Source organism: Pseudoxanthomonas mexicana, assembly GCF_014397415.1.
Taxonomy (GTDB): domain Bacteria; phylum Pseudomonadota; class Gammaproteobacteria; order Xanthomonadales; family Xanthomonadaceae; genus Pseudoxanthomonas_A; species Pseudoxanthomonas_A mexicana.
Genome location: NZ_CP060731.1, coordinates 467182 through 490116 on the forward strand (window position 1 = coordinate 467182; position 22935 = coordinate 490116).

A 22935-nucleotide genomic window follows, 5' to 3' on the forward strand; every position below is an offset into this window, starting at 1 on the left:
GCCGCACCCATCTGAAGCCCCCGTCTCCTTTTACTCACCCGCCGCCGCAACGCCGGCGCTCGCCACCTAGCGAGGATTCGCAACTTGTCCGACAGCAGCAACGAAACCGGCGCCCCCGCCGAGAAGCGCGTGCGCAAGACCCGCGCCCCCAAGACTCCCGCCGCCGATACCGCCGCCCCCGCCGAGCGCGCGGCCGATCCCGCGCCGCAGCTTCCGCTGCCGCCGGTCGCCGAACGCGCCGCGGCCCCCGAGGCGCCCCCGGCACCCGCCGCCCCGGCACCGTCGCAGGGCGCCAGCGAGAACGCCGGCGCGCAGGCGCAGGGCGGCCAACAGCACGAGGGTGGCGACCGCGACGGCAACCGCTTCGGCAACAACCGCCGCGACCGCTTCCGCAACCGCCGCGATCGCAACCGGGAGCGCGACCGCCAGGGCCACGACGCCATGCCGCAGGACGGCAACGGCGGCCAGGAGCCATTCGTTCCGCGTGCGATGCCGAACGTGCCGGAGGGTTTCCCGCAGTACTCGCTGGGCGATCTCAAGCGCATGCCCGCGCCCAAGCTGCTGGACATCGCCGAGCAGCTGAACATCCAGGAAGGCGTCGCCCGCGCCCGCAAGCAGGACGTGATCTTCGCCCTGTTGAAGGTGCTGACCCGCCACGGTGAAGGCGTCGCCGCCGACGGCGTGCTGGAAATCCTGCCGGACGGCTTCGGCTTCCTGCGCGCCGCCGAGGCCAGCTACCTGGCCGGCCCGGACGACGTCTACATCAGCCCCAGCCAGATCCGCCGCTTCAACCTGCGCACCGGCGACCACCTGGCCGGCCGCATCCGCTGGCCGAAGGACGGCGAGCGCTACTTCGCGCTGTCGACCATCGACACCATCAACGGCGAGCCGCTGGAAGCGTCGAAGAACAAGGTGCTGTTCGAGAACCTGACCCCGCTGTTCCCGCGCCGCCGCTTCACCCTGGAGCGCGGCAACGGGTCGTCGGAAGACATCGCCGGCCGCATCCTCGACCTGATGGCGCCGCAGGGCAAGGGCCAGCGCGCGCTGATCGTGTCGCCGCCCAAGGCGGGCAAGACGATCATGATGCAGCAGATCGCTACCGCCATCACGACCAACCACCCGGACGTGCACCTGATCGTGCTGCTGGTGGACGAGCGTCCGGAAGAAGTCACCGAGATGCAGCGCACCGTGCGCGGCGAAGTGGTCAGCTCGACCTTCGACGAGCCGGCCGCGCGCCACGTGCAGGTCGCCGAGATGGTGATCGAGCGCGCCAAGCGCCTGGTGGAGCACAAGAAGGACGTGGTGATCATGCTCGACTCGATCACCCGCCTGGCCCGCGCCTACAACAACGTCGTGCCCAGCTCCGGCAAGGTGCTGACCGGTGGCGTGGACGCCAACGCCCTGCATCGCCCGAAGCGCTTCTTCGGCGCCGCGCGCAACGTGGAAGAAGGCGGCTCGCTGACCATCATCGCCACCGCGCTGGTCGAGACCGGCAGCAAGATGGATGAGGTGATCTACGAAGAGTTCAAGGGCACCGGCAACAGCGAAGTGCACCTGAACCGCCGCATCACCGAGAAGCGCGTCTATCCGGCCATCGACATCAACCGCTCCGGCACCCGCCGCGAGGACCTGCTGATCGAACCGGAGCTGCTGCAGAAGATCTGGATCCTGCGCAAGCTGCTGCACCCGATGGACGAGATCGCGGCGATGGAGTTCCTGCTGGACAAGATGAAGAACACCAAGTCCAACGACGAGTTCTTCAGCTCGATGAAGCGCTGATCCAGCGCACGATCGACGAAACGCCCCGCGATGCGGGGCGTTTTCGTTACCGGCACTGGAAATCCTGCGCGCCCAGCGGCGCGCAACCATCGCCCCAACGCCCGGTCTGGCGCCAGTAGTCGACGATACCGGCCTGCACGAGCAGCGCCTTGAAGCCCGGGTGCGCGCGCAGGCCGGAGTACGGCGCGTTCCAGAAGGCGACATAGGAGTACTGCGCCATTGTGCCCTCGCCGAACCCCGGCTCGGCCTCCAGTTCGCGGCGCAGCGCGGCCACCGCCAGGTCCGCATCGCCCAGGGCATCGGCCACGCCGGTTTGAACGTACATAGCCTCGCCCGCGTAGGCCTCGTCTCGGATCGCCCGGCGCACGAGTTCGAGCATCGCATCGCGATCGCCGAGCACGTTTCCCAGTTCGCGGAAGAACGGCGTATCGAAGCCTTCGTGCGCCTGCAATCGCCGGTGCAGATCCCGGAGTTCAGGCTGGCCCCCGCCACGCTTCCCCGCCAGCTGGCGGACGAAGGCGACATAGTCCGCCTCGTGCTGGCTGCCTTCCAGCCGCCGGCCACGCTGATACTCGGCCTCGGCGTCCTGGTAACGGCGGGCAGCGGTGTAGTCGTACTGCAGGTCGCGCGAGAGGAACAGGGCCCTGGGCTCCACGGCGCGTACCCGTTCCACCAGGGCGATGGTGTCCTCCAGGTGTCCCACGGCGTAGAGCATGTAGGCATAGTCCCAGGTACGCTCCTTGCTCAAAGGCCCACCGTCGGCAACCTGCTTGGCCAGCTCAATGGCGTCGGCGTAGCGACCTTCCCGCCAGAGCGCATTCGAGCGGTCGCGCCTGGCCACCCAGCTGCCCGGCGCGATGCGGGCGATATGTGCGCGGACCTGCGCGGCCTCTGCCCGCAGCCGGTCCGCCTGCGGACCATCGAGTTCCTTCGCCATCGCGGTGAGCGACGACGCCAGCGTGTCCTGGCACAGCACGCATGCCGGATCCAGCGCGACCATCTCGCGCGCAAGGCGCAGACGCTCCCGGTCATGGTCCACATCGAACTGCTCGCGCATCACGATGTCGCGCCAGCGCAGGAAGCGCTCATAGGCATCGACCCGGGTGGTGCCGCCCTGCTCGCGGTTGAACCTGGCCACGTCCAGCTTCACTCGCAGGGCGAGGGCCACGTCCCGCGCGATGCCGTCCTGCACCGCGAAGATGTCGCGCAGGTCGCGCGCATAGGTCTTCGACCACAGATGGGACCCGTCTTCGGCACGAACCAGCTGCGCGGTAACCCGCAGGCGACTCCCCTCCCGGCGTACGCTGCCTTCCAGCAGATATGCCACGTCCAGCGCACGGCCGATCGCACGCAGGTCGTCGTCCCTGCCCCGGAACGCGGCACTGGACGTGCGACCCACCACGCGCAGGGCGGGCGACTGCGCCAGCTGGTCTCGGATCTCCTCGGCCAAGCCATCGGCGAGATAGCCCTGGTCACGGGCCTGCGAGAGGTCGACGAACGGCAGCACCGCCAGCGACGGTTGCGCCTGCGCCACGAGGACAGCGCGCGGCGAGGCGGGCCCGACGGGTCCGCGCATCTTCCACGCGACGGCACCGACGACCAGTAGCCCCAGTACGGCCACGGTCGCGACCCGCGGCCAACGTGGCCGCGCCCGGCCGGCCGGGACGGCAGGCGCCGCGACACCTTCCGTGGCCGGCACGTCGAAGCGGTAGCCGATGCCGTACACGGTATGCAGCAGGCGCGGCTGCTGGGCATCCTCACCCAGCGCCTGGCGCAGCAGGCTCATGACGCGATTGAGCACGCTCTGGGTCACGTGCCGGTGGCCCCAGACCGCATCCAGGATTTCGTCGCGGCCGAACACCCGGCCCGGCGACGACGCCAGCAACGCAAGCACGGCGAACGCCTTGGGTTCGAGCGCCTGTTCGGCCCCGCCGCGCAGCAGGCGCCGGCCGGCGAAGTCGATGACCACGTCGCTGAAGACAAGGCGATCGGGATCCGGCTGCGGCATGCGCTTTCCCAGCGGACAGGGCCCTCGGCCTCCGAGTATAGGTGCGCGGGCGGGCGTCCCGCGCGACCGTCGAAGTGCACGGCCTCACGACTTCCTGCGACTGGCCTAACGATCTGGACGACGCCATGGGCGAGGCTGCGGGTCGATCGCGATCCGCTGATGGCACCGGAGAAACCCCATGGACCTGTCGCCCGCACGCGCCCGCCCGCCCGGCGCCGATGCGCCCGAGCAACGCCTGCTGCGCGGGCTCGGCCGCACGTTCCAGCTTCTCGCACTGGTCGGGCTGGTCGCCTTCGGCCTTTACATCGTGCTGCGCGCCGCCGGCGCCAGCCAGCGGAACTTCGGTCAATGGCATGCGCTGGTGGACGGGCTGGCGATGCCGACCGCGGCGGACTGGATCGCAAATCTCGGCATCGGCCTGCACTTCGCGATGGGCACCGTGCTGGTGCTGGCGTGGCCGATCCTGCTGTCGTCGCGCATCCGCAGCCGCCATCGTGGCGTGCACCGCTGGACGGGCCGCGTCTACGTCACCGCCGGCGTCCTCGCCGGCGTGGGCGGCATGTCGTTCATCCTTACCCATGGCGCCTACACGCCCGCGGCGTCGATCGCCTTCGGCCTCTGGGGCGCGGTGATGATGTTGTGCGCCGTCATGGCCTTCGTGCACGCCCGGGCGAAACGCTTCGACCGGCACCGCGCATGGGCGATCCGCCTGTTCGCGATGGTGCTGGGGTCCTGGGTGTTCGATCTGGAGATCCGCGCCTGGAAGGATCTCACCGGCGGTCTCGGCATGGGCGCCGGCGACACCAGCGGACCGTTCGACTACGCCATCCTCTATCTGTTCTTCTTGCCCAACCTGCTGGTGGCGGAGTGCTTCATCCGCAACCTGCACCGGCGCATCACGCTACCGCGCCGGTGGGCCTGGCCCGCCATCGCGGGGTTCGCGCTGGCGGGCGGCGTATTCGCCTATGCGGTCGTGACGGTGACGGCCACATCGACGGGGAAGTACGGCAAGCACCTGTTGCAGGCACTCGGCGGCGGATGACCATCGCCTTCCGCTGCGCCGACCGGGACGCTACGAGCCCTCGCCACCCAGTGGGGTGAGCAGTTTCGGCCCCCGGGTGTCGCCCGCCATGTGCACGCCACCGTCTGCGAGCGTATCGAGCGAGAATCCGGGGCGGTCTTCATCCCGCGACCAGGAGACGCGCTCGCGCGGGCCGGGCACGTAGGCTTCCCACTGGCCGTAGCGGCGCTTGCCGCCGAAGTTGAAATCCACCGGCACGCGCACCACCCAATACGGCTGACTGGCGGCTTCGCCCCGGCTGGGCGGCTTGAACGTCCATTTCTCCGCCGCACCGACGGCGGCACGCGCGAACCGGTCGCGGAACTGGCGCATTTGCGCCTCGCTGGCGACCATGCGCAGGTTCACCTGCTCGGCGACCACGTCGCTGACGGAACCATCGGGATCGATCTTCAGCAGCAGGTACACCGTCCCCTGGGCGCCACTCTGCGCGGCCGCCATCGGATAGCCGGGCGGCTTCATGACCACGCTGCTGACGCGCTCCTCCGGCGGAGTCGCCTCGTAGTCGCCGAAGTCCGCGCCACGCACCGACACCAGCATCTTGCCGTCGCCGGTGGACTTGGCCACCAGACGCGCACTCATCTTGGTGCGTACTTGCTTGGCGGCACCGTCGATGACCACCGGCTCGAAGCGCCATGACGCCGCAACCCCGGAAACGAAGGCGGGGATGCCCTCGGGCAACCGGTCCGGCGTGTCCAGCTCCACCGCCGCTACGCTGCCGTCGGTGCGGATCGTGAGCATGCCGGTCACCCGCATGCTGGCCTCGACCTGCTTGCGCACGGCGCCCGGGCCCTGCGCCCAGGCGCTCTGCACGAAAGCCGCCATGCCTACGAGCATCCACGCCAACCAAACACTGCGCTGCCTCATACGCCCTCCTCTATCCCTGGAAGCGGGCCGGTCCGGCCCTGTCCGCCGCATACTATCCCCACGAGGTGATGCATGCACGGTAGTGGTCTGGAGTTGGCGCTGGTGTTCCTGCTGGCCGCGGTGATCGCGGTGCCGGTGTTCAAGCGGTTCGGGCTGGGCGCGGTGCTGGCGTATCTGGTGGCCGGCGTGGTGCTGGGCCCGGATGGCCTGGCGCTGGTGCGCGACGCCGACCGCATCCTCAACGCCGCCGAGATCGGGGTAGTGATGATGCTGTTCGTCATCGGCCTGGAGCTGTCGCCCTCGCGCCTGCGGGTGATGCGCAAGCCGGTGTTCGGCGCCGGCGGGTTGCAGGTACTGCTGAGCGCGCTGCTGCTGGGCGGGATCGCGCTGTTGTTCGAGCATCACTGGAAGACCGCGCTGGTGGTCGGCCTGGGCCTGGCCCTGTCGTCCACCGCGGTCAGCCTGCAGCTGCTGTCCGAACGCAAGGAACTGACCAGCGAACACGGCCGGCTCGGCTTCGCCATCCTGCTGTTCCAGGACCTGGTGGCGATCCCGCTGCTCGCCGCGATCCCGCTGCTGGGCGGCGCCAAGAACGAGACGCTGACCTGGACGATGGTGTTCCATGCGATCGGCGCCATCGCGATCGTGATCTTCGGCGGCCGGCTGGTGTTGCGCCACCTGTTCCGCATCGTCGCGCGCACGCGCATGCCCGAGGTGTTCACCGCCACCGCGCTGCTGGTGGTGCTGGGCATCGCCTGGTTCATGCAGCTGGCCGGCCTGAGCGCGGGCCTGGGCGCGTTCCTGGCCGGCGTGCTGCTGTCCGATTCCGAATTCCGCCACGAGCTGGAATCGCAGATCGACCCGTTCAAGGGCCTGCTGCTGGGCCTGTTCTTCATCGCCGTCGGCATGGACATCGACCTGGACGCGGTGGTGGCGCAGCCCGAACTGATCACCGCGGGCGTGGCGACCCTGCTGACGGTCAAGTTCGCGCTGCTGTTCGGCATCGGCCGCTGGCCGGGGCGACTGGACCCGCGCGGCGCGCTGATGCTGGCCGGTACCCTGTGGCTGGGCGGCGAGTTCGCCTTCGTGGTCTTCAGCGAAGCGGCCCGGGTGAAGCTGATGGACGCCCAACTGCGCAACCAGCTGACCGCCATCGTCGGCGTCTCGATGGCACTGACGCCGGTGCTGCTGCTGGGCCTGCATCGCCTGCTGGCGGAGGTGAAGCGTCCACCGCCGCAGGGCCGTACCTTCGACGAGATCCCCGACGCGCAGCCGCAGGTGCTGATCGCCGGCATGGGCCGGTTCGGCCAGATCGTCGCGCGCCTGCTCACCGCGCAGCGCATTCCCTTCGTCGCGCTGGAACACAGCACGGAAACCGTGGACACGCTGCGGCGCTTCGGCAACATCCGGCTGTACTACGGCGACCCGACCCGACCGGACCTGCTGCGTTCGGCGGGCGCGCAGCACGTGAAGGTATTCGTGATCGCCATGGACGACCCCGACACCAACATCAAGGCCACGCGGTTGATCCGGCGGATGTTCCCCGAGGCCCGCGTGCTGGCGCGCGCACGCAACCGCCAGCATGCGTGGCGGCTGATGGACCTCAGCGCGGAAGCCTATCGGGAAACGCTGGGCTCGAGTCTGGAGATGGCGCAGCAGGTCCTGGTGGAGCTGGGCGTGCCGCCGGAAACCGCCGCCGAGCACACGCGCCGTTTCCGCGCGCACGACGAGAAGCTGCTGCGCGCGCAGTACCTGGTCTACGACGACGATGGCGCGGTGATCCAGACCGCGCGCGACGCGATCAGCGACCTGGAGCGACTGTTCGAGGCGGATGCGAGCGGCGACGGTACGCCGCCCGGCGCGCGCTAGCCTCGGTCGCGCAGGAAGCGCGCCATCGAGGCGCCCGCGCCCGGCGCGACCGGTACGAACTCGGCGGCCACATCGATGAAACCGCGCATCACCGCGATCTCGCGCGGCGTGCGGTTAAGGGTGTCGCGCAACTCCGGATCGGCGCCGGCGCGCAGCAGCCGGCTGACCACCCGCAACAGGCCGTGCAGCGAGGCCAGATGCAGCGGGCCGAAGCCCCGCGGGTCCTGCACGTCCAGCGACACGCCTTCGTCGAGCAGGCGTTCCAGGCCGGCCAGAACGACTTCTTCGTCGCATGCCGTGCCAGGCTCGGCACGGGCGCCGAGCAGCAGCAGCAGCGGCGTCACCGCGCCGGCGGCCACCTGCTCGGATTCCGCGCCCGACAGCAGCAGCGTGTCGAGCAGGGCGACCAGGCGCGGCTTCTCGCGCGCGGTGAAGCCGTACAGCGCCGCGCAGTGCAGCGGCGTCAGCCCCTGCGCATCGCCGGCATGCACATTGGCGCCGGCGGTGATCAGGCGCGCGACGATCTCCGGCAGGCCCAGCGCGGCCGCGAGCATCAGCACGGTGACGCCGCCGGGCAGGCGGTGTTCGATGTCGGCACCGGCCGCGAGCAGCGCGCCGACGATATCGGCCTGGCGCATGCTGACCGCCGCCGACAGCGGCGTGGCGCCGGTGGTGGCCGCGCGCTGCGGATCGGCGCCGCGGGCCAGCAGCAGGTCCACGGTGGACCCGAAGCCGCCACCGGACGCGCGCAACAGGGCAGTGCACCCTTGCGCATCCGGCGAATCGACATCGAAGCCCAGGTCGAGCAACCGCCGCACGGCGTCGCGGTCGCCGGCCATCGCCGCCGCCGGCAGGTCCGACGCACGCAGCGCGCGCCGCGGCAGCGACCAGGTACGCCAGTCCAGCCAATCGGCCAGGTCGCGACGACCGCAGGCCAGTGCGACGCCCAGCGGCGTCTGCCCGTCGGCGGCGCGCGCATCGGGCGATGCGCCCTTCGCGATCAGCTGCTTCAGCGCGGTTTCGCGGCCGAGCACGGCCGCCAGGTGCAGCGCGGTCATGCCATGGCTGTCGCGCGCTTCGCGGTCCACCCCAATGTCGAGCAGGCGGTCGAGCAGGCGCTGCCAGCCCAGCCGCACCGCCAGCGACAGGGCCGGATCGCCCTGCGGTGAAGGCGCGAACGGGTCTGCGCCGCGCTCCAGCAGATCGAGGGCGAAGGATTCCAGGGTCCGCGCGGCCTGGTCGTCCGCCGCGCACGCCGCCATGAAGCGGGCCAGCCCACCGGCCCCGGCCGGCGAGACGCCGCGCGCCAGCACCGAGACCAGCGCCGGCACGGCGGCCGGGCCAAGGGACATCAGCGAGAACACCAGGGTGTCGCCGCGTGCGTCGCGGCTGTCCGGATCGGCCCCGTGGCGCAGCAGCCACGCCAGGCGTGCCGGACGCTGCATCTCCGGGTCGTGCAAAAGTGCGCCCAGTTCGTCCCGCGCACTCAGGCGCGCCAGTGCGTCGAGGCCTTCCACCTGCCCACTCGCCAGACCGTCACGCAGCAGCGCCACCGGCGCGCGATCGGGCGGGGCTTCGTCGTCGCCGGCCGACACCGCGGTAGGCAGCGCATAGCCGGGGTCCAGCACGGAGACTAGCGCCCAGCGCCCGGCTTCCGCCGCCAGGTCGACGGCGCGCCGGTCCTGCGCGTCGGTCGAGGCGGGATCCACGCCCCATTCCAGCAACCGGCGCACCAGGGCCGGGGACCCCTGCTCGGCGGTGCACGCCAGCATCAAGGCATTGCGGCGGTCGGCATCCACGGCGTGGCGATCGGCGCCGGCATCGGCCAGCTTGTCCAGCACGTTCAGATGCGCGCCGCGCGCGGCCTCCAGCCAAGGCGTGCGCTGCAGGGCGTCACGGGCGTGCACGTCGGCGCCGGCGGCCAGCAGCGTGGCCGTGATCTCGGCATGGCCGGCATGGGCCGCCTCGTGCAGGGCGCTGCGGCGCTGCGCGTCGCGCGCGTCCACCTTCGCCTTGTGCTTGAGCAGCAGCTGCACGCCGGCGGGATCGTCCTCTTCGGTCGACGCGGCGGCCAGCAGGACCGGCTGTCCATCCTGCGGGTCGGGACGTGCGCCGCGTTCCAGCAGGAATTTCGCCAGCCGCCAGTTGCCCGCCACGCAGGCCACCCCCAGCGGCGTCAGGCCGTCGTGGTTCAGCGCATCGAGTTCGGCGGCGGCGTCGCGCAGCAGCGCCACCACGCCGGGGTCGGAACTGCGGGCGGCATGGTGCAGCGGCGTGTTGCCGTCCGCATCGGCGATGCGGGGATCGGCACCGTTGGCCAGCAGGGTGGTGACCGCGTCGGGCCGGCCGTGCCAGCTGTCGCGGGTCGCCGCCAGCAGCGGGGTGACCCCGGCATGCGCGTGGTTGAGGTCCACGCCATGCGCGATCAGCGTGCGCAGCAGGCGCAGGTCGGGCAGCACCGCCGCCAGCGCGCCCAGGCTGCGCTGGTCGCGCGCGCCTTCGGGTGGCAGCGAATGCGGATCCGCCCCGGCTTCGATCAACTCCAGCGCGCGCTCGACGCGCCCGCCGCGTGCGGCTTCGAACAGCGCCTGGTCCAGATCCAGTGCCTGGGCAGCTGTCTCGATCACCGGTTCGGGCGTGGCGGCGTCGCTCCGGATATCCGGCATGTCCACGACCGGCAGCACGCCTGCGCCCTCCAGCCGCTGCACGCCCCAGTGCAGCACCGGCAGCAGCAACGCGTAGGCCACCGCCGAACCGGTGCGCACGCCGTCCGGCACCAGGCCGGGCCAGGCCAGCCAAAGCCCGCCGCCGACGGCCAGCGCCAACAGGGTGGCCACCGCCAAACCGCGCCATGCGTGGAAGTCGCGTTCCACCAAGCCACGCCAGTGTGCGGACAGGGCGCCGCCGTCGCGTTCCAGCCCGTGCCACAGCGGCCACGTGCGCCACAGCCCCACGATCACCGCGCCGACCACCGCGCTGACGCCCAGCGCGGCAGGCAGGCTGCCGGTGTCGCGCAACGAAGCCAGCGGCCATGCCAGCAGCACCGCCGTGCCGGCAAAAGCAGCCGCCCAGGCCAGCAGCAGGGCGGGTACGTCCTCGCGCCATGCACGGGCCGGCGCCAGCACGCGCGTGCCACGCAGCCAGGACACCCCCAGCGCGACGGCCGGCTGTGCCAGACAGGCGCCGAGTGCGGCCAGCACGCCCCCGGCCAAACCGCCGGCGCCAGCCAGTAGCAGGCCCGCCAGCAAGGCGACCACGGCGACGGGGCGGGTCTGCAGCCGGGACTCAGGCATCGGGACGGGCGGCAGGGTCGGGTTGCGGCGGGAACTGGATGTGGAAGCCCTGCGCCGCCAGGTTGGTGCGTACGACGGCGGCGTCCTCGCGGGCCAGCTTGCGGTCCGCGGTCAGGGCCACGTCCAGCACGAACGTCAGCGCGCCCAGTTGCGTGCGCAGCGGCTCAGGCACGCGACCGAAATCGTCGCGCGCCGCCAGGTAGACGAACGTGTCGGCCTTGCGCTGGCTCTTGTAGACGTAGGCGTGCATCCGCGCGTCGTGCGCCCTGCGAGTGGACAAGCGGGGATTGTGCGGGAAATACCCCATGCGCGAAACCCGCGCCGCTGGCGCGCGGGCCGTGACGATCGGCGGCCGGAGCCGGGTGGAGGGGCTGGTAATCTTCGCCTCTTCACCTTGCACTAACGGATGCCCGATGCGCCCCGCCCTGCTTGCCTTGCTGCTGCCGTTCGCCCTCGCCCCCTCGATGAACGCCCAGACGTCCGCGCCGTTCACGCTGGAACAGGCGATGGCCGAACCGGACTGGATCGGTCCGCCGGTGGAACGTGCCTGGTGGACCTGGGACGGCAAACAGGTGCAGTACGAACTCAAGCGCGACGGCAGCAGCGTGCGCGACACCTTCCAACAGGCGCTCGACGGCGCCGCCGCGCATCGCATCGCCGACGACCAGCGCGCGCACCTGGACGCCGCGAACCCGGTCTACGATGCCGCCCGCCAGCGCATGCTGCTCACGCGCAACGGCGACCTGTTCGTGCGCGACCTGCGCAGCGGAGCGCTGACCCAGGTCACCCGCACCCATGAGGTGGAACAGCAGGCGCGCTTCGGCGCCGACGGCGCGGTGCTCTGGCGGGCGGGCAACAGCTGGTACCGCTGGACCGCCGGCACCGGCACCGCGGTCGTCGCCGAACTCAAGGCCGAACGCGATCCGCTGGCCCCGCCCAAGGCCGATGCGCTGCGCGAGCAGCAGCTGCGCACGATCCGCACGCTGGCCGACGACCGCGCCCAGCGCGAGGCCGCGCAGAAGCAGGCCGAGGCATGGCGCAAGGCCGATCCCACGCGCGCGCCTGCCCCGATCTACCTGGGCGCCGAGGTGGAGATCGAATCCAGCTCGCTGTCGCCGAATGGCCGATGGCTGCTGGTGGTCACGCGGAAGAAGGGCGCCGATGCCGGACAAGGCGGCAAGATGCCCAAGTACGTCACCGAATCGGGCTACGAGGAATTCCAGGACGTGCGGACGCGCGTGGGACGCAACGCGCCCCTGCCGCATGCGCTGTGGCGCGTGGACCTGGCCGATGGCAGCGTGAAGCCGCTCGCGTTCGACCCGTTGCCCGGCATCGACAAGGATCCGCTGGCGGCGCTGCGCAAGAAGGCCGGCCAGGAGCCACTGAAGGGCCACCGCGACGTGCGCGTGGAGAACGACAGCGACGGCAGCGCGATGGCGTGGACCGACGACGGCACGCAGGTGGCGGTGCAGATCCATGCCGTGGACAACAAGGACCGCTGGATCGCCACGGTCGATCTGCCCGGCGCGCGCCTGCAGCCACGCCACCGCCTGACCGACGAGGCCTGGATCAACTGGGGCTTCAACCAGTTCGGCTGGCTGCCGGACAACCGCACGCTGTGGCTGCTGTCGGAAGAGTCCGGCTACTCGCACCTCTACACGGCGACGGGTTCGGACAGATTCCGCGCACGCACGTCGGGCAAATGGGAAGTCTCCGAGCCGCAGGTGGCGCCGGACGGCAACGGTTTCCTGTTCCTGTGCAACCGCGCCTGGCCGGGCGACTATGAAGTCTGCGCACTCGACCTCGCCAGCAACCATGTGCGCGAAGTCACCGCACTCGACGGCGTGGAGAGCTTCAGCGCCTCGCCGGACGGCCGCCAGCTGCTGGTCCGCCATTCGCGCAGCTACACGCCCGCGCAGCTGTCGGTGGTCGGCATGGATGGCCGCCAGGCGCGGCAGCTCACCGATACCCGCTCCGCGGCCTTCAAGGCGCGCCGCTGGCACGAGCCGCAGTACGTGCAGGTACCGTCGAAACATGGCGCCGGCGCGGTCTGGGGCAAGTACTACGGCCCGGAGACGATGGAACCGGGCAAGCGCTATCCCATCGTGATGTTCGTGCACGGCGCGGGCTATCTGCAGAACGTCACCGCGCGCTATCCCAACTACTTCCGCGAGCAGATGTTCCACCACCTGCTGGTGGAGCGCGGCTACATCGTGCTCGATCTGGACTACCGCGCCAGCGAAGGCTACGGACGCGACTGGCGCACGGCGATCTACCGCAACATGGGCCACCCCGAGCTCGAGGACTATCTCGACGGCCTGGACTGGCTGGTGGAGCAGAAGCAGGGCGACCGCGACCGCGCCGGCATCTACGGCGGCAGCTACGGCGGCTTCATGACCTTCATGGCGCTGTTCCGCTCGCCGGGCACCTTCAAGGCCGGCGCCGCGCTGCGGCCGGTGGTGGACTGGACGCAGTACAACCACGAGTACACCAGCAACATCCTCAACACGCCGGAACTGGACCCCGAGGCCTACCGCGCCTCGTCGCCGATCGAGTACGCCGACGGCCTGCAGGACCACCTGCTGATCGCGCACGGCATGATCGACGACAACGTGTTCTTCAAGGACTCGGTGGTGCTGACGCAGAAGCTGATCGAACTGCGCAAGGACAACTGGGAACTGGCGGCGTATCCGCTGGAGCGCCACGGCTTCACGCGATCGGACTCGTGGCTGGACGAGTACAAGCGCGTGCTGAAGCTGTTCGAGCAGAACCTGAAGTAGCGCATGGCCGCATCGCCTTCCACTACGAACGGCACCGCCTTCGTCACCGTCACCGCGAAGGTGTCGATCGTGATGGGCATCGTGGCGACGCTGTACGCCGCCGTGCAGGTGCTGGTCGCACTGCTGGTGCTGCACGGCGGCGCGACCGACAGCGTCCTCGCCTTTCTGGCAACGCAGCCGAGTCCTGCGGGGGTGCGGTGGGTGCTGTCGCATCTGGTGGCCATCACGGTCGGATTGCTGCTGGTGAGCGGCGCCTTCCTGGCGGTGTCGGTGGGCCTGCTGCGCCGCCGCGCGTGGGGCTGGTGGGGTTTCGTCGCCTTCCTGGTGCTGGGCGCGGCCGCCAACTTCGGCGTCATCGCCGTGATCGACGCGCTCTTCGCCTGGATCGACCACCTGCCGAAGGCGCCCGATGCCGCGTCACTGGCGGCCGAACTCGCCGCGTTGCGCCGCCTGTCGCTGGCACTCGCCTGGGCCACGGCGGTGGCGTTCGGGGCCCTGCATGCGCTGATCGTCTGGCAGCTGTGCCGTCCCCACGTGCGCGCCGAGTTCGGGTGGGTGCAGCGCAGCCGGTAGAATGCGCGGCATGAACGACATCACGCCCGTCCGCGATTACCTGACCGACCTGCAGGACCGCATCTGCGCCGCCATCGAGGCCGCCGATGGAAGTGCGCGCTTCCATGAGGACGGCTGGAGCCGCGCACCCGGCGATCCCTCGCCGATCCGCGGCGGGGGACGCACGCGCGTACTGCGCGATGGCGCGGTGTTCGAACAGGCCGGCATCGGGTTCTCGGATGTCTCCGGCGATCGGCTGCCACCCTCCGCCTCCGCACATCGTCCCGAACTTGAGGGCGCCTCCTGGCGCGCGGTCGGCGTGTCGCTGGTGTTCCATCCGCGCAACCCCTACCTGCCCACCACCCACGCGAACGTGCGCCACTTCCGCGCCGAGCGCGATGGTGAAACGGTGGCATGGTGGTTCGGCGGCGGCTTCGACCTGACCCCGTTCTACCCGGTCGACGAGGACGTGCATCACTGGCACCGGACCGCGCGCGACCTGTGCGAGCCGTATGGAGGACAGGCCCGCTACGACGCGCACAAGCGCTGGTGCGACGAGTACTTTTTCCTCAAGCACCGCAACGAGACCCGCGGCGTGGGCGGGCTGTTCTTCGACGATCTGTGCGAGGACTTCGATCAGGACTTCGGCTATCTGCGTGCGGTCGGTGACGGCTTCCTGAATGCGTACCTGCCCATCGTCGCGCGCCGCAAGGATGCGCCTTACGGCGAGCGCGAACGCCAGTTCCAGTTGTACCGGCGCGGCCGCTACGTCGAGTTCAACCTGGTCTACGACCGCGGCACGCTGTTCGGCCTGCAGAGCGGCGGCCGCGCCGAATCCATCCTGATGAGCCTGCCGCCGCTGGTGCGCTGGGAGTACGGCTATGTACCGGAAGACGGCAGCGACGAGCAGCGGCTGGCGGACTACCTGCGCCCACGCGACTGGCTGGCCGAATTCGCCTGAGCTCGCTCTCCTGTAGGAGCGACGTCAGTCGCGACCGCACGTCATCCGATGCGTCAGGATTCGATTCAGCGCGGAAGAGCCGCCGTGGCGTCGCTTTAGAGGATGCATCAACTGCCTGGCGGCAACAGGATTGTCGAGGGCGCGCGGTCGCGACTGACGTCGCTCCTACAACCGCTGTCAGGGCTGCCGGCCCACCACCGTGATATGTCCGTTGTTCTCCAGCACGGCCAAGCGGATGTCGGCCATGTCCAGGCAACCGGCTTCGCGCATCGCCTTCTCGAAATCCTCGCGACTGATCAGCTCCCGCCGCAGCACCTCGCGATAGACCTGCCCGTCCCTTGCCAGCAGCACCGGCACGCCTTCGATCCAGCGCTCCACCTTCGGCGACCGCGCCGACACCAGGCCCACGCTCCAGTTCAGCGCGATCAGGGTGGCGGCCAGCAGCAGGCCGCCGCCGACCGACGTGTCATCGCCGAGCAGCGCGTTCTGCACCGCGTTTCCCAACAGCACGACCAGCAGCATGTCGAACGGCGTGAACTGCCCCATCGTGCGCTTGCCGGTCATGCGGATCATCGCCAGCAGAATGAAATACACCGCACAGGCGCGCAGCACGAACGCCCACCACGGCATGGCCAGCTGGAACATCGGTTCGAGGATCGCGCTCATGCGGCACCGCGTGGTCGAGGACTCCGCGCACGGTAGCGCACGGCATCGAGCCAAACGACAGGCAATAAAAAGCCCCGCAGACCAGGGGGAGATCGGCGGGGCCAGAGGAGCGGGACCTGGGGAGGGGTCGTCGCTCCGGGGGAGATCGCTCCAGGGGATGGGAGAGATCAGCGACAGACGTTGCATCTGTCGCGAGCTATATGACCACTCCGCACATGGATGGTTCGTGAAGATTCCGGTTAAAAAACCGTAAGATTCAGGAGGAATTCAGTTTATTGAACTGGCCGGTATACAAATATACCTGTCAGGGTTTTCCTGAACTTTTCGCAAGTGCATGTTCTGCAAGGAAAACGTTTTCAGACCCGGCTCAATGGGCCTCTTCCCAGTTGTCTCCCACCCCACTGTCGACCACCAGCGGAACGCTCAGTTGCGCGGCGGCGGCCATCCGTGAAGTCGCTTCGGCCAGCAGTTCCGGCACGAAACCGGCGTCGGCTTCGAACACCAGTTCGTCGTGCACCTGCAGGATCATCAGGGCCTGGTCGCGGTGATCCGCAAGCCACGCATCCACGCCGATCATCGCGCGCTTGATGATGTCCGCCGCCGTGCCCTGCATCGGCGCGTTGATCGCCGCGCGCTCGGCGCCGGCACGCTGGCCCTGGGTGCCCTTGTTGATGTACTCCAGGTACAGGCGGCGGCCGAACACGGTTTCGACATACCCGTGCTCGCGCGCCTGCTGGCGCGTGCGTTCCATGTAATCGCGCACGCCGGGGTAACGGCTGAAGTACAGCGCGATGTAGTCCTGCGCCTCGCCACGCCCGATCCCCAGCTGGCGCGCCAGCCCGAACGCACTCATGCCGTACATCAGGCCGAAGTTGATCGCCTTGGCGGCGCGGCGTTCGTTGGCGGTGACCTCTTCCAGCTTGCGGCCGAATACTTCCGCCGCCGTCGCCTTGTGGATGTCGGCGCCGGATTCGAACGCGCGCACCAGGCCCGGGTCCTGCGACAGGTGGGCCATGATGCGCAGCTCGATCTGCGAGTAGTCGCAGGCCACCAGCTTGCGGCCTGGCGGTGCCACGAAGGCCTTGCGGATGCGGCGCCCGTCGTCGGTACGGATCGGGATGTTCTGCAGGTTGGGATCGGTCGAGGACAGCCGCCCGGTCGCCGCACCCGCCTGGTGGTAGCTGGTGTGAACGCGACCGGTGTCGGGATTTACCATCTCCGGCAGCTTGTCGGTGTAGGTGCTGCGCAGCTTGGCCAGACCGCGGTATTCCAGGATCACCCGCGGCAGTTCGTGCTGGTCGGCGATGGCTTCCAGCGCCTCCTCGTTCGTGCTGGGCTGGCCGGTCGGCGTCTTCACCAGCACCGGCAGCTTCAGTTCGTCGAACAGCAGGGCCTGCAGCTGCTTGGGCGAGTCCAGGTTGAAGGTGCGGCCCGCCAGCTCGGTGGCCTTCTGCTGGGCGGCGAGCATGCGCTTGGACAGGTCGGCGCTCTGCCGGCGCAGTTCGTCGCCGTCGATCATCACGCCGTTGGCCTCGATGCGGGCCAGCACCGGCACCAGCGGCATTTCGATGTCGCGGTACACACGCTCCAGGCCAGGCTCCGCCGCCAGCCTCGGCGCGATCACGCGGTGCAGGCGCAGGGTGATGTCAGCGTCCTCGGCAGCGTAGCGGGTGGCGTCGTCGACGGCCACCTGCGAGAACGGGATCTGCTTCGCGCCTTTGCCGGCCACGTCTTCGTACTTGATGGTGTCGTAGCCGAGGAAGCGCCTGGCCAGGCTGTCCATGTCGTGGCGGTTGCTGCCGGCGTTCAGCACGAAGCTCTCCAGCATCGTGTCGTCGGCATAGCCCTGAACATCCACGCCATGGCGGCGCAGCACGTGCAGGTCGTACTTGCCGTGCTGGCCCAGCTTGCGCTTGCCGGGGTCGGACAGCACCGGGGACAGTGCAGCGAGAACCGCAGCGCGATCCAGCTGCGGCGGCGCACCGGGGTAGTCGTGCCCGACCGGCACGTACACCGCCTGGCCGGTCCGGGTGGCGAAACTCAGGCCCACCAGGTTGGCCTGCATCGGATCCAGGCTGTCGGTCTCGGTGTCGAAGGCGAATTCGTCCGCGGCGCGCAACTGCGCCACCAGCGCCTCCAGCTGCTCCGGCGTGGTCACGGCAGTGTACTCGCCGGCGGCGCCCAGCGCCGGGTCGACGGCTTCGTCCGGCGCCGTCGTCGCGACGCGTCCGGTACCGCGCGCGCGACCCGGCTCCTTCTCGGCCACGGCGGATGCATCGGGCGACCCGCCTTCCAGTTCCTTCAGCGCCTGGTTGAAGCCGTAACGTGCGTACAGCTCGCGCAGCTCGTCGACATGGCGTTCGCGCAACGGCAGCGTGTCCGGACCGCCGTCCAGCGCCACGTCCGTCTTGATGGTGACCAGCTCGCGATTCAGCGGCAGGCGCGGCAACGCGGCGCGCAGGTTGTCGCCGATCTTGCCCTTGATCTCGCCGGCCCTGTCGATGATCGCGGCCAGCGAGCCATATTCGCCCAGCCACTTGGCAGCGGTCTTGGGCCCGCATTTCTCCACGCCGGGCACGTTGTCCACCGTGTCGCCCATCAGGGCAAGGAAGTCGACGATCTGCTCGGGGCGCACCCCGAATTTCTCGACAACGGCGTCGGCGGAGTCCAGACGGCTGCCGCTCATCGTGTTGACCAGCGCCACGCCCGGCCGCACCAGCTGGGCGAAGTCCTTGTCGCTGGTGGAGATGGTGACCTCCATGCCCTGCGCCGCGCCCTGCAGCGCCAGCGTGCCGATCACGTCGTCGGCCTCCACCCCATCCACGCGCAGCAGCGGGAATCCCAGCGCCTGCACGATGCGGATCATCGGTTCGACCTGCGCGCGCAGGTCCTCGGGCATGGGCGGCCGGTTCGCCTTGTAGTCGGGATAGAGTGCGTCGCGGAAGGTCGGGCCGCTGGCGTCCAGCACGAAGGCCACGTAGTCCGGCTTTTCCTTCAGCGTGGCGCGCAGCATGTTGACCACGCCGAACAGCGCACCGGTCGGCTCGCCCTGCGCGTTGGTGAGCGGGGGCAGCGCATGGAATGCGCGGAACAGGTAGCTGGAGCCGTCGATCAGTACGAGTCGTGTCATGCCGGCATTCTACGCCGCACCCCTGGGCACAGCGTCACGCGCGCCGTGCCGGCATCCGGCGCATAATCGGGCTGTCACTCCCCACCGGACGCCACCATGAACCGCATGACGACCCTTGCCCTGCCGTTGTCCTGCCTGCTGGCCGTGGCCGGTTGCGCTTCGACCGCGGGCAGCACGCCTGCCGACATCGACCTGGCCAACGCGCAGGTCGCGGTCCGCACGGAGAAGAACGGCGACACCATCGAGGAATACCGGGTAGCCGGCAACCTGCGCATGGTCAAGGTGACGCCGGCGCGCGGCGCGGCCTACTACCTGTACGACTCCGACGGCGACGGGCGCCTGGACAAGAGCAAGGACAACGTCGACGTATCGCCGGTGTACTGGAAGCTCTACGGCTGGTGAGGTCCCGCGCTCAGCGGATCACCAGCACCGGCACGCCGCAGCGGGCCAGCACTTCGCTGGTCTGGCTGCCCAGCAGCAGGCGGCCCAGGGCGCGCCGCCCGTGCGAGGCCATCACGATGAGGTCGCAGCCCTGGCGCTCGGCCGTGTCCACGATCGTCTCCGCCGCATAGCGGTCGGCCACGTGCAACAGCTGTGGCGTCACCCCTGCCTGCGCACCCTCTGCGGCCGCCGCATCCAGCACCTTGCGCGCGGCTTCGTTGCGGGCGTTCTGGAAATCCGGCAGCGAGGTCGCCACCGCGCTCCAGCCCAGTGCATCGTCGAAGCCGGTGTTGATGGGTTCGCTGACGGTCAGCACCGTGGCCTGGGCCTGCAGGCGGGCCGCCAGCGCCAGGCCGTGCTGCACGCCCTTGCTGGCCCGTTCCGAGCCGTCCGTCGCGATCAGGATATGCCGGTACATGCCGCACCTCGTGGTGATGGGGTGCGGCCATTACACGCCTGCCGGGCTTAGGGCGCCGTGATCTGGATCAACGGGCAGCGCCTAGACGGCCTGCAGGTTGGCGTAGGCCAGCACCAGCCACTTGCTGCCCTCGTTGGCGAAATTGACCTGCACGCGCGCGTGCGCCCCGCTGCCCTCGTAATCGGTCACCACGCCCGGCCCGAACTTGGCATGGGTGACGGTCTGGCCCAGCTTGAGTCCCGGTGTTTCCAGGCTGGCATGACCGGGCGCGGGACGGGTGGCGAAGCCGGAGGCCGGCCGGCTGACCTGCACGCGCGGACGCACTTCGTTGAGCAGGCTCGCCGGGATCTCGCGCAGGAAGCGCGACGGAATGCCGTACATGTCCTGGCCGTGCAGGCGGCGCGCCTCGGCATAGGTCAGGACCAGCTTCTGCCGGGCGCGGGTGATGCCCACGTAGGCCAGGCGGCGCTCCTCTTCCAGCCGGCCACTCTCGTCCAGCGAACGGTTGCTGGGGAACAGCCCCTCTTCCAGTCCGGCCAGGAACACCAGCGGAAACTCCAGGCCCTTGGCCGAATGCAGCGTCATCAGCTGCACGCCGTCCTCGCCGGCCTCCACCTGGCCTTCGCCGGCTTCCAGCGCGGCGTAGGAGAGGAAGGCGACCAGTTCGCTCATGCCTTCCGTCGCTTCGTCGTCGTCGATGCGGCGCACGAAGCGCGAGGCGACCGACACCAGCTCGTCCAGGTTCTCGGTGCGCGATTCGGAATCCAGTCCACCGCGGCTTTCCTTCGCCCAGTGCTCGCGCAGGCCCGATCGGACCAGTACGTGGTCCACGCGCTCGGCCAGGTCCAGTTCCGCGGTTTCACCCGCCAGTTGTTCGACCAGCGCCATGAACGCGGCCAATGCGTTGCGTGCGCGCACGGCCAGTTCCGTGCCCTGCGTGGCCAGCATGGCCGCGCCCCACAGCGACACGCGCGCGTTGCGTGCGAGACGGCGCACTTCGTCCAGCGTGCGCTCGCCGATGCCGCGTGCCGGCGTGTTGACCGCGCGCTCGAAGGCGGCATCGTCCCCGCGGTTGGCCACCAGGCGCAGATAGGCCAGCGCGTCCTTGATTTCAGCGCGCTCGAAGAAGCGCATGCCGCCGTACACGCGATACGGCAGCTGTTCCGACAGCAGCGCCTCTTCGAACGCGCGCGATTGCGCGTTGCTGCGGTAGAGGATGGCGGCGTCGCCCAGGCTGCCGCCGTCGCGCACCCATTGGCGGATGCGCTCGACGACGAAGCGTGCTTCGTCCATCTCGTTGTAGGCGGCATACAGGTCGATCGGCTCGCCATCGCCGGTATCGGTCCACAGCTGCTTGCCGATGCGGCCGGGGTTGTGCGCGATCACCGCGTTGGCCGCGCCCAGGATGTTGGCGCTGGAACGGTAGTTCTGCTCCAGCCGGATGGTCCGCGCGGAGGGATGGTCGCGCAGGAACTGCTGCATGTTCTCGACTTTCGCGCCACGCCAGCCATAGATGCTCTGGTCATCGTCGCCGACCACGAACACGTGTCCGGTGTCGCCGGCCAGCACGCGCACGAAGGCGTACTGGATGGCGTTGGTGTCCTGGAACTCGTCCACCAGGATTTCGCGGAAGCGCATGCGGTAGTGCGCCAGCAGGGCCGGCGTGTCGCGCAGCAGCTCGTGCGCGCGCAGCAGCAGTTCGGCGAAATCCACCAGTCCGGCGCGGTCGCAGCGCTCCTGGTAGCCGGCATAGACCTGCCGGCGCACGTCCAGCCAGTCGTCGTTCGGCGCCGGCTGGATGTGCTCGGGCCGGCGGCCCTCGTCCTTCTGCTCGTTGATCCACCAGGTGAGCTGCTTGGGCGGATACTTGCCCTCGTCCAGCTCCATCGCCTGCACCACGCGCTTCACCAGTCGCTGCTGGTCGTCGCTGTCCAGCACCTGGAAGGTTTCGGGCAACTTCGCCTCCTGCCAGTGCAGGCGCAGCAGGCGGTGCGCCAGGCCGTGGAAGGTGCCGATCCACATGCCGCGGCTGCCATTGCGCAGCTGCACGTCGGCGCGCGCGCGCATCTCGCCAGCGGCCTTGTTGGTGAAGGTCACCGCCAGGATGCCATGGGCGGGGACGCCATGCACCTCGTTCAGCCAGGCGATGCGGTGCGTCAGCACGCGGGTCTTGCCGGAACCGGCGCCGGCCAGCACCAGGTAATGCCCGGGCGCGGCCGAGACGGCGTCGCGCTGGGCGGGATTCAGATCATCGAGCAGGTGGGAGACATCCATCCGCGCATTTTACGGCCTGCGGAGGACCAAACCCTGAGACTCGGGCGATTCGACCCGGCTGGATGAGCCTGACGGAGATCCGCTTGCGGTGGCTATCGACCCATCCTGCGCCAGGATGGCGGCGATTCCCCTCCGGGAACGTCGCCATCGACAGGTCGCGGGTCAGTGCGCGGCGTGCTTTGCCGGCGCCGCACCATTCATCAACTTGTCGGTCCAGGCGATACCGATCGCCGACAGGATGAAGACGCAGTGGATGATCGTCTGCCATAGCACGCCATCCGGCGTGAGCTGCGTGCACTGGGCACTGGTGATCGCCATCTCGGCCTTCATCTGCGCCAACTGCGCGGACGAGCAGAACGGCAGGCCATTCAGCGCCCCCGCCGCGATGAAGGTCTTCAAGAGATGGATCGACGAGATGCCGATGATCGCCATCGCCAGCTTCACCTTCAGCACGCTCGCATTGACGTGGCTCAGCCATTCCGGCTGATCCGGATGGCCTTCCAGGCGCAGGCGCGACACGAAGGTCTCGTACCCCCCCACGATCACCATCACCAGCAGGTTGGAGATCATCACCACGTCGATCAGGCCCAGCACGATGAGCATGATCTCCTGCTCGCCCAGGCCCGGGGCTCGGTGGATCAGGTGCCACAACTCCTTGCCGAACAGGAACACGTAGACGCACTGCGCGACGATCAGGCCCAGGTACAGCGGCAACTGCAGCCAGCGCGAGGCGAAGATCAGGTTGGGCAGGAAGCCGAGACGGGAATTGGAGGGCTGCATGGGCCGGAACGGTCTTTTCCAAGGATGGCGCAGGGTAGC

Annotated in this window: 16 protein-coding genes; 7 read left to right on the plus strand and 9 right to left on the minus strand. The window is 69.4% G+C overall.

Annotation, left to right across the window (positions count from 1 at the left end):
* The first annotated feature begins 84 nt into the window (after positions 1 to 84).
* The gene (rho, locus tag IAE60_RS02285; protein WP_187573705.1) at positions 85 to 1779 is read left to right on the plus strand and encodes a transcription termination factor Rho; all 1695 of its coding nucleotides are present in this window, start codon (positions 85 to 87) and stop codon (positions 1777 to 1779) included.
* Positions 1780 to 1825: 46 nt separating this feature from the next.
* Here rho and IAE60_RS02290 read toward each other — a convergent pair whose 3' ends face one another.
* Positions 1826 to 3787, minus strand: coding sequence for a winged helix-turn-helix domain-containing protein (locus IAE60_RS02290; RefSeq protein WP_187573706.1), 1962 nt, complete (start codon positions 3785 to 3787; stop codon positions 1826 to 1828).
* Positions 3788 to 3965: 178 nt separating this feature from the next.
* Between IAE60_RS02290 and IAE60_RS02295 the strand changes: the two genes are divergently transcribed.
* A complete protein-coding gene (locus IAE60_RS02295; RefSeq protein ID WP_187573707.1) occupies positions 3966 to 4829 on the plus strand; it encodes a DUF2306 domain-containing protein in 864 nt (287 codons plus the stop codon).
* Between the two features lie 30 nt (positions 4830 to 4859).
* On the opposite strand, the gene IAE60_RS02300 is transcribed toward IAE60_RS02295, so the two are convergent.
* A complete protein-coding gene (locus IAE60_RS02300) occupies positions 4860 to 5690 on the minus strand; it encodes an energy transducer TonB (protein WP_244966639.1) in 831 nt (276 codons plus the stop codon).
* Between the two features lie 114 nt (positions 5691 to 5804).
* Between IAE60_RS02300 and IAE60_RS02305 the strand changes: the two genes are divergently transcribed.
* Complete coding sequence (locus IAE60_RS02305) at positions 5805 to 7601, plus strand: monovalent cation:proton antiporter-2 (CPA2) family protein (protein ID WP_187573708.1); 1797 nt, start codon at positions 5805 to 5807, stop codon at positions 7599 to 7601.
* Here the strand turns inward: IAE60_RS02305 and IAE60_RS02310 are convergent.
* Positions 7598 to 10894: an ankyrin repeat domain-containing protein gene (locus tag IAE60_RS02310; RefSeq protein WP_187573709.1), complete on the minus strand. Its 3297-nt coding sequence runs from the start codon at positions 10892 to 10894 to the stop codon at positions 7598 to 7600. The two genes, IAE60_RS02305 and IAE60_RS02310, sit on opposite strands and share 4 nt — an antisense overlap.
* Positions 10887 to 11144 (minus strand): YcgL domain-containing protein, encoded by a 258-nt coding sequence (locus IAE60_RS02315; RefSeq protein WP_162110799.1) that lies wholly within the window; start codon positions 11142 to 11144, stop codon positions 10887 to 10889. The genes IAE60_RS02310 and IAE60_RS02315 overlap by 8 nt, the downstream gene beginning before the upstream one ends.
* A 163-nt stretch (positions 11145 to 11307) precedes the next feature.
* On the opposite strand from IAE60_RS02315, the gene IAE60_RS02320 reads away from it, so the two are divergent.
* Genes IAE60_RS02320 through hemF form a run of 3 tightly spaced genes read left to right on the plus strand, consistent with a single transcriptional unit; the run spans position 11308 to position 15187 of the window.
* On the plus strand, positions 11308 to 13674 hold the full coding sequence (locus IAE60_RS02320) for a S9 family peptidase (RefSeq protein WP_187573710.1): 2367 nt from the start codon (positions 11308 to 11310) through the stop codon (positions 13672 to 13674).
* A 3-nt stretch (positions 13675 to 13677) separates the two neighbouring features.
* Entirely contained in the window at positions 13678 to 14247 is a 570-nt protein-coding gene (locus IAE60_RS02325) for a hypothetical protein (protein ID WP_185894471.1), read from the plus strand.
* A 10-nt stretch (positions 14248 to 14257) separates the two neighbouring features.
* Positions 14258 to 15187 (plus strand): oxygen-dependent coproporphyrinogen oxidase, encoded by a 930-nt coding sequence (hemF, locus tag IAE60_RS02330; protein WP_187573711.1) that lies wholly within the window; start codon positions 14258 to 14260, stop codon positions 15185 to 15187.
* Positions 15188 to 15364: 177 nt separating this feature from the next.
* Here hemF and IAE60_RS02335 read toward each other — a convergent pair whose 3' ends face one another.
* Positions 15365 to 15853 carry a DUF421 domain-containing protein gene (locus tag IAE60_RS02335; RefSeq protein ID WP_162110782.1) on the minus strand — a complete coding sequence of 163 codons (489 nt, stop codon included), beginning with the start codon at positions 15851 to 15853 and terminating at the stop codon, positions 15365 to 15367.
* A gap of 367 nt (positions 15854 to 16220) precedes the next feature.
* On the minus strand, positions 16221 to 18983 hold the full coding sequence (gene polA / locus IAE60_RS02340) for a DNA polymerase I (protein ID WP_162110783.1): 2763 nt from the start codon (positions 18981 to 18983) through the stop codon (positions 16221 to 16223).
* 105 nt (positions 18984 to 19088) lie between these two features.
* Between polA and IAE60_RS02345 the strand changes: the two genes are divergently transcribed.
* A complete protein-coding gene (locus tag IAE60_RS02345) occupies positions 19089 to 19385 on the plus strand; it encodes a DUF2782 domain-containing protein (protein WP_162110800.1) in 297 nt (98 codons plus the stop codon).
* A 10-nt stretch (positions 19386 to 19395) separates the two neighbouring features.
* Here IAE60_RS02345 and IAE60_RS02350 read toward each other — a convergent pair whose 3' ends face one another.
* From IAE60_RS02350 to IAE60_RS02360, 3 genes are all read right to left on the minus strand, one after another.
* Positions 19396 to 19842, minus strand: a complete 447-nt coding sequence (locus tag IAE60_RS02350) for a universal stress protein (RefSeq protein ID WP_162110784.1) — start codon at positions 19840 to 19842, stop codon at positions 19396 to 19398.
* An 81-nt stretch (positions 19843 to 19923) separates the two neighbouring features.
* The gene (gene uvrD, locus IAE60_RS02355; protein ID WP_187573712.1) at positions 19924 to 22116 is read right to left on the minus strand and encodes a DNA helicase II; all 2193 of its coding nucleotides are present in this window, start codon (positions 22114 to 22116) and stop codon (positions 19924 to 19926) included.
* A gap of 162 nt (positions 22117 to 22278) precedes the next feature.
* Positions 22279 to 22896: a TIGR00645 family protein gene (locus IAE60_RS02360; protein WP_162110786.1), complete on the minus strand. Its 618-nt coding sequence runs from the start codon at positions 22894 to 22896 to the stop codon at positions 22279 to 22281.
* Between the last annotated feature and the right edge of the window lie 39 nt (positions 22897 to 22935).